Source organism: Vibrio sp. 99-8-1, from assembly GCF_013114595.1.
GTDB lineage: Bacteria > Pseudomonadota > Gammaproteobacteria > Enterobacterales > Vibrionaceae > Vibrio.
This window is the reverse complement of the sequence record NZ_VTXE01000004.1, coordinates 175,277-182,988: the sequence shown is the minus strand read 5'-3', so window position 1 is coordinate 182,988 and position 7,712 is coordinate 175,277. Positions and strand designations below refer to the sequence as shown.

Annotated in this window: 5 protein-coding genes; all 5 read right to left on the bottom strand. The window is 41.5% G+C overall.

Annotation, left to right across the window (positions count from 1 at the left end):
- Nucleotides 1–258: 258 nt before the first annotated feature.
- Entirely contained in the window at nucleotides 259–1,272 is a 1,014-nt protein-coding gene (locus F0227_RS03500) for an Abi family protein (RefSeq protein WP_171751777.1), read from the bottom strand.
- Nucleotides 1,273–1,696: 424 nt separating this feature from the next.
- Complete coding sequence (locus tag F0227_RS03495) at nucleotides 1,697–3,136, bottom strand: glyceraldehyde-3-phosphate dehydrogenase (protein WP_171751776.1); 1,440 nt, start codon at nucleotides 3,134–3,136, stop codon at nucleotides 1,697–1,699.
- 543 nt (nucleotides 3,137–3,679) lie between these two features.
- Nucleotides 3,680–5,275: an ABC-F family ATPase gene (locus F0227_RS03490; RefSeq protein WP_171751775.1), complete on the bottom strand. Its 1,596-nt coding sequence runs from the start codon at nucleotides 5,273–5,275 to the stop codon at nucleotides 3,680–3,682.
- Nucleotides 5,276–5,498: 223 nt separating this feature from the next.
- A complete protein-coding gene (locus F0227_RS03485; protein ID WP_171751774.1) occupies nucleotides 5,499–6,701 on the bottom strand; it encodes a DEAD/DEAH box helicase in 1,203 nt (400 codons plus the stop codon).
- Nucleotides 6,702–6,946: 245 nt separating this feature from the next.
- Nucleotides 6,947–7,708 carry an adenosylcobinamide-GDP ribazoletransferase gene (locus F0227_RS03480; RefSeq protein ID WP_171751773.1) on the bottom strand — a complete coding sequence of 254 codons (762 nt, stop codon included), beginning with the start codon at nucleotides 7,706–7,708 and terminating at the stop codon, nucleotides 6,947–6,949.
- Between the last annotated feature and the right edge of the window lie 4 nt (nucleotides 7,709–7,712).

The following is a 7,712-nucleotide window of genomic DNA, read 5'->3' as shown; positions in this document are numbered from 1 at the left end:
TTTATCCTTAACGCAAATAGCGATAACACCCCAATTGATAACGAAATACGTGTTTTTCTGCTGACATTGCTTAACCAGTTTAAGCATCAGGATAAAGAGTAACAAATAAAAGACAGGCACCATTGTCGGTGCCTGCTTTCGTAATTATCTTAATAAATTCAATTGGATACCAAAAATTTCAAATGCTAGAAAAATTATATTAGTTTTTTCATGAGGTGCCTGTCCTCGTTGTCCTTCTCGTTGTCCCGTTGTCCATTTTCATACGACGCCTGTCCCTGTTGTCCGATTCTCAATAGTAAGGTTAAACAACAAGAGCTCTTGATGCCACTGAACTGGAAAGCCCATGGATTCTCTAAACAGTTTCGCTGTTGGATATTTTTCAAATAGATGCGCTAATGCTGGTCCCAGTTTTTCCTCGTGACCTAGACCTGTATAAATTTTTTGTATTGCACAAATATTCGTATAGATCCTATTCACTTGGTCTGTCTGCCTAGTTCCGTGTTGGGGATTTGTACGAACTAACGAAATATCACCATTTAGAACTCGTTTGATTCCAGTAGGTGCACTTAGGTTGCGATTGAATAGACGGTTATGGTGACCACAAGCATTTCTTACATGACGAATACAGCCCATCCAGTTTGTCAATGATTGGTACTTATTTACACCGAGCTTATTATTTGCGAAACGGTTGAGCTTAAGACTTTGTACTGAGTCAGTAGTAAAATTATCCATTAGGCTTAAAATATTACCGAATGTCATGAGTTCAAGAGCAACCCAAGCAGGTGGTAACTCCCTATAAAATGGACAATAATCGTTGTAGTACTTACCACGATAATGAAGAGCATATTCTTCTTTTGAACTAATGAACATAGAACGTAACGTCGTTACGGTCTTAATCTGGTCACCATTACTATTGAATAATGAGGAATCCAGATACCAAAATGGATTTCCAGTTTTTCCGGTAATCCATTGATCCAGAGCAGAACGAACGCCAATTTCAACTTTTTCAATGATTCGGAATAAGTACGCTCGCAGCTCACTATCAAAGTGATATAATTCATAGCCCTGTTCAAAGGTAGAACCAGTATTGTAAGTCTTAGTTTCTAAGTCTTTGAAAGGAAATAAATAGGCTTTAAAGCGGTAATAACTACAACGCTCAAGCTCTTTTTTAGCTTTTGCTAGATCGTTGATGGTTAAGCCTTGTCCTTGAAGTTTAGCGCATAGATCGGAGCTACTTAGATAACTTTTATTGTATGGAATCAAGTTTGGCACTTTGATGGCCCTGTAATTTAGCTCTTAGCCTCATTAGTTGAAACTATACTACAGATAAAAAAAAGGCTTCCACTCTTACGAACCAAGTTCAGGAGGAAGCCGTTGTCAAGACAAATATTAATACTACGTTCCCGATCTTGCAAGACAATTTTAAAGACTTTTGCTTGATTCACATAACAGTTCTTATACGACAAAATGTCCAAATAACACATGTCCAAATAACACATTTCTAAATCGTCACATATCAATCTAATTTAATATAACCTATCACAAAATCATATATAAAACATTGTGATAGCGATTTATTGATTTGAAGGTAGTAGAGAAAAGAGACGCTAGAAAAAACGCCCAACTAATTAATTAGTTGGGCGACACTATAAAGGATGCAAACCTATAGTAATAAAAGGTGTTGTGGAGTTTTTATCTAATTTTTTGGATACGTTTCGTAACGCACATCCATCATCTGTTCCATACAGTGAACAACCTGACAGCTGTAACCAAATTCATTGTCATACCAGATATATAAAACACAACGATTGTCTTGAGCAATCGTTGCTGCGCCATCAACCACACCCGCATAGCGAGAGCCCACTAAGTCACTGGAGACAATTTCGGTTGAATCGGTGTAATCGATCTGAGCGGAAAGAGGAGAATTCAATGCCATCTCGCGTAAGTAAGCATTTAGCTCTTCTTTATCGGTTCCTTTTTGCAAGTTCAAGTTAGCCACAGCCATTGAAACATTTGGTGTAGGGACACGAATAGAATTACCTGTTAACTTACCCGCTAACTCAGGCAGTGCTTTGGCAACCGCTTTTGCCGCTCCCGTAGAGGTAAGAACCATGTTTAGTGACGCACTTCGGCCTCGACGCTCACCGCTATGGAAATTATCTATCAAATTCTGATCATTGGTGAATGAATGCACGGTTTCAATATGGCCAGACAGAACACCATACTTATCATTCACGGCTTTAAGTACTGGAGTAATGGCATTTGTGGTACAGCTTGCCGCAGAAATAATCGTATCTTCTGCTTTAATGACATCTTGGTTTACGCCAAACACGACGTTCTTAATATCGCCTTTACCCGGAGCAGTAAGCAAGGCTTTAGCTGCACCATTGCAGGCGATATGTTTGCCTAAGCCTTCACTATCACGCCATACACCGGTGTTATCCACCACTAGAGCGTTATTAATACCGTATGCCGTGTAGTCCACATCTTCTGGGCTATTGGCGTATATGATTTGAATGTAATTGCCGTTGGCGATTATCGCTTTACGCTCGTTATCTATAATGATGCTGCCATTAAACTGGCCATGTACAGAGTCCCTACGCAGTAAGCTGGCTCGTTTTTCTAGATCGCCTTCTTTACCACCTCGAACGACAATAGCTCTTAAACGCAACGGGTAACCGGGGCCACTTTTCTCTACTAATAAGCGAGTAAGCAATCGACCGATTCGGCCAAAGCCGTATAGGACAACATCTTTTGGTTGTACCACTGATGCGCCTGTTGTCGCGTCTGCTAATGCGGTTTGTAAAAAGTCTTTAATGCCACTTTCATCTTCATGCTGTTGCCAATACTGATGTGCCAATTGACCAATATCCACTCGGCAAGCAGACAGTTCCGTCATCTCAGTTAAAGCAGCGATCAATGGTGATGTTTGATCTAAAGAGAGAGGGGTACCAGTATAGTGACGCGCTAAACGGTGAGTTTTGATCACGTCTATCACATAAGCGTTCACCAAGGTTTTACCAAATAGCAGTACTTCTACTCCATTTTGGCGGTAAAGTTGGCGAATCATAGGGGTTGTTGCTTCCGCAATCGTTTGGCTGGTTTGCCAGTCTAGAAGATGTTTCTCTGGACTCATTTTTGGACCTTTTGCAATATGGGTAGGCATTGCGACAAGTGGTTTGTAGCAGCCTTAGGGGTTAGGGTGACATTTTTGTAATTTTTATGTGGCGGGATTGTAAATGCGAAACACTTAATCTGCTAGCAAAAAAAACTCTCAGACAAAAATCCATTAACTTGTTAATTACTCGTTAATAGCGCGATTTAACCAAGGAAAAGCCTGTTTTATAGGGGTTACAGCAGTGTTGACAACTCGTGAAGTAAGCCACTTATTTTGCGACAATAACTTTCTAGCACGCACTTTCATTGTAAGGCGTTGAATAATGTGAACAGTCTAGCGTGACAGATATCAAATAAATGCTTAGAAAATAGCGTTTGACCATTCGCTGATTGGCAAAAAATGGATAAAAAAATTGCGAATAGCTAAACCGAGAAGAATTAACCTCCACAACAGCGGTATGATTTCTAAGGTTGCAGATATAGTGACTAAAGTAGTATAGAGAGGAGAACTTTGGTTCTAGCAGGCAAATCCTTGCTAGAACCAAAAATACTGCAGATTAACTTAGCCTGTTAAGCCTTGTTTTGCTAAATACTCATCGTAGCTACCATGGAAATCCGCGACACCATCAGCAGTTAGCTCAATAATACGTGTTGCAATAGAGGAGACAAATTGACGGTCATGAGAAACAAAGAACAAGGTTCCTTTGTAGTTCTCTAACGCTAAGTTTAGCGCCTCAATGGATTCCATATCCATGTGGTTGGTTGGCTCATCCATTAGGAGAATATTAGGTCTTTGCATGATCAATTTACCAATCAGCATTCTTCCTTGTTCTCCACCAGAGATAACTTTAACGGATTTTTTTATGTCATTCTGTGAAAATAGCATACGACCAAGAATGCCACGAACCACTTGTTCGTCATCACCCTCTTTTTTCCACTGTCCCATCCAGTCGAGCAAATTCATATCTTCAGCAAAATCTGACGCGTGATCCTGAGCATAAAAGCCTAAGTTACTATTTTCAGACCACTTAACTAAGCCACTCATTGGCTCCATTTCACCAGCTAAGGTATTAAGCAGGGTGGATTTACCAATACCGTTTTCACCGATGATAGCAATACGCTCACCCACTTCGACCATCAGCTCTACGCCATTGATCAAAATGTTTTCACCGTAACCTTGCTTCAGCCCTTCCACTTCTAATGCGTTGCGGAACAACTCTTTCTCTTGATCAAAACGAATGAATGGAGACTGACGACTTGATGGTTTAACTTCGTCTAACTGAATTTTATCCAGCTGCTTTTGACGAGACGTCGCTTGCTTCGCTTTTGAGGCATTGGCAGAGAAACGGCTCACAAAGGTTTGCAGTTCTGCCATTTGGGCTTTTTTCTTGGCATTGTCAGCATGTAGACGGTCACGCGCTTGTTCTGCCGCAATCATGTATTCATCGTAGTTACCGTGGAAAAGACGTAACTCACCGTAATCTAAGTCCGCCATATGCGTACATACGGAGTTTAAGAAGTGACGGTCGTGCGAAATAATGATCATGGTGCAGTTTCGAGCAAGAAGAGTCTCTTCTAGCCAAGCGATGGTGTGCATATCCAAGTTGTTGGTAGGTTCATCAAGTAGCATGATATCAGGTTCAGCAAATAGCACTTGAGCCAGAAGAACACGTACTTTTAAACCGGGAGCCACTTCGCTCATTAGGCCAAAATGCTGCTGTTCTGGAATGCCTAAGCCAAGCAATAGCTCTCCTGCTCTCGCTTCTGCGGAATAGCCATCCATTTCGGCAAACTCTGTTTCTAGATCGCCGACTCTCATTCCATCTTCATCAGACATCTCAGGTAGAGAGTAGATATGATCACGCTCTTCTTTGATTTTCCAAAGCTCTTTATGACCCATGATGACCGTATCAACCACGGTATACTCTTCAAATGCAAATTGATCCTGACCTAGCTTCGCCATACGTTCATTTGGATCAATCGATACGGTTCCTGCAGATTGCTCCAGCTCAGAACCCAGTATTTTCATGAAAGTGGATTTACCACAACCATTAGCACCAATTAAGCCGTAACGGTTGCCATTACCAAATTTAATAGAGATATTTTCGAATAATGGCTTGTCGCCAAATTGCATAGCAATGTTTGCAGTTGTTAGCACGATAGGTTCCAAAATGTAATCATAAACAGACAAAAAAGCTGGTCTAAAACCAGCTTTTCAAATTTCCCGCGATAGTAACAGCTTTCGTGAGCAGCATCACTATTTATTATGGTGATAACGTTACAGAAAACCTCCACATCACTGGCTATCCGCCTTAAGCGAACTACCTTGACGGTGCTCTCTCACCCTAAAATAGCCGTGTACTGACAACGATAGCTATTTACTATGATGGATCTTGGTTATCTAGGCGTTTGTGCTTAGGTACGTAATTCAGGATAGAGATAGGCACCTCTTTTTTCGGCGTAAAACCTTCAATGGTTTCTCGATCAATTAAATGACCTAATCGACTCTCTATCATGCATAGGTTTTTAAAGTTGTCTTTCGATACTAGAGATAAAGCTTCACCGGATGCTCCTGCACGGCCGGTTCGACCAATTCGATGTACATATTCATCCGCTGGGAAAGGAAGGTCGTAATTAATCACGCATGGTAAGTCATCGATATCGATACCACGCGCCGCAACACCTGTCGCAACTAGGTACTTAACCTTACCAGACTTAAACTCTTCTAGTACTCTTGCTCGAGACGCCTGATTTCGGCCACTATGAAAAGCTTCAGCTTGAATACCGCGCTTTTCTAATTGGGAAACTAACTTAGCGGCACCATGTTTAGTCTCAATAAAAATCAGCGCTTGCGCCCAACGTTCTTCAAGCAGAATATGACTTAACAGTGCCGATTTCTTATCTTTATCCACCGTGACAAGCCACTGTTTTATCGACGCTTTCGATGCGCTGTGTTTGGTTATGGCAATCTCGGTAGCGTCATCAATTGCAGTACGAGCAAGCTCACGCACAGGGTTAGATAAAGTTGCAGAGAAGAGTAAGTTCTGAATATCCTTAGGCAGTCTAGAGATGATTTTATTGATGTCTTCAATAAAGCCCATATCTAGCATTCGGTCAGCTTCATCCAGTACTAATATCTCTGCTTCTTCAAAATGGACCGCATGTTGCCCATAGAGATCAATCAGTCGCCCAGGAGTCGCGACTAAGATATCAATGCCTTCAATAAGCTTTTGTTTTTGAGGTTGGTAATCTACCCCACCATACATAGCGAGTGATTGAATATCTAAATGCTTACCATAACGCGTAATGCTGTCGTTAACCTGAATGGCCAACTCACGAGTTGGAACCAAAATTAATGCACGAAAACGCTTCTTTTTCTGTGTCTTTCCTTGGCTAAGTTTTTGCAATATAGGCAAGACAAAGCTAGCGGTTTTACCCGTACCTGTTTGTGCAGCAGCAATAAGATTTTCACCACGCAACACCACTGGAATCGCTTTGTTTTGAATATTCGTTGGCGTGTCATAACCTTGGTCGGCTATCGCTTTTAGGATCGGTTCGCTAAGTCCAAATTTGCTAAATGGCATGGGGATTCTCAATTTAATGGGTCACGAAATAACGGCTAGTTATCTATGGGGTTGCTGTTGGGCGCTAGTTTAAGGAGTTTAGCAGTAAAAGCCATACATGAATTGCTGTTTTTTTCTTACCAATAACAAGCAAGCGCTATGTGAATGAACACAGAGCGCTATATAGATGAAAACAGAATTGCCTAGAGCGACTTATCAAGCTGTAACGAGAAGCAATAGGCTACCTTGTTGCGAGTGCGGTTCGACTACAAAAGCACAAATAACATCAAGTAGCAGACTATCTCACTCATCTGTTGAATCGCCCCTAACGCATCGCCAGTGTAACCACCAACTTGACGCATTAGCCATTTACTACAAATCCAACGGAATAACAGTAACGAAATAATGAGCAACACGGACGTTTTAGCACTGGTGAAAACAACCAACACCAGTAGAGCTATCATCAATAAATAGGCTAAGTCGCTGCTGCTGTTTGGGCTCTTGGCTATTTTTAACTTCGAATCTTCTGTTTGTCGAACATAACCGTGGCTAAATATAAAGCTGACTGCTAAAGATCGGCTCAATACATGAGCAACAATAAGAGCAACAACCACATGAGAAAGAGAGCTAAGAATCGAAAACTTAAGCAGTAACAGAAGGATCATTCCGACGGCACCGTAAGCACCAACTCTGGAGTCCTTCATTATTTCCAGTTTACGCTCAGGCGTGAAGCCTCCGCCAAAACCATCACAGGTATCCGCGAAGCCATCTTCATGAAATGCTCCAGTGATATAAACACTGAAGATCATTGACAGAACAACGGCAACCTCCGTCGGCCAAATGGCAGAAGAAACGACAAAAACTACGGATGTAAGCAGTGCGACAACAAAGCCAACAAGGCCACAGTATTTATATGATTCGTTTTTTCTCTCTTCGCTATAAGGGACAGACATAGAAATTGGGATGCGAGTGAAGATAGATAACGACAGCAAGAACACTTGCCACTCACGTAATAGAAAACGGTTCATAAAT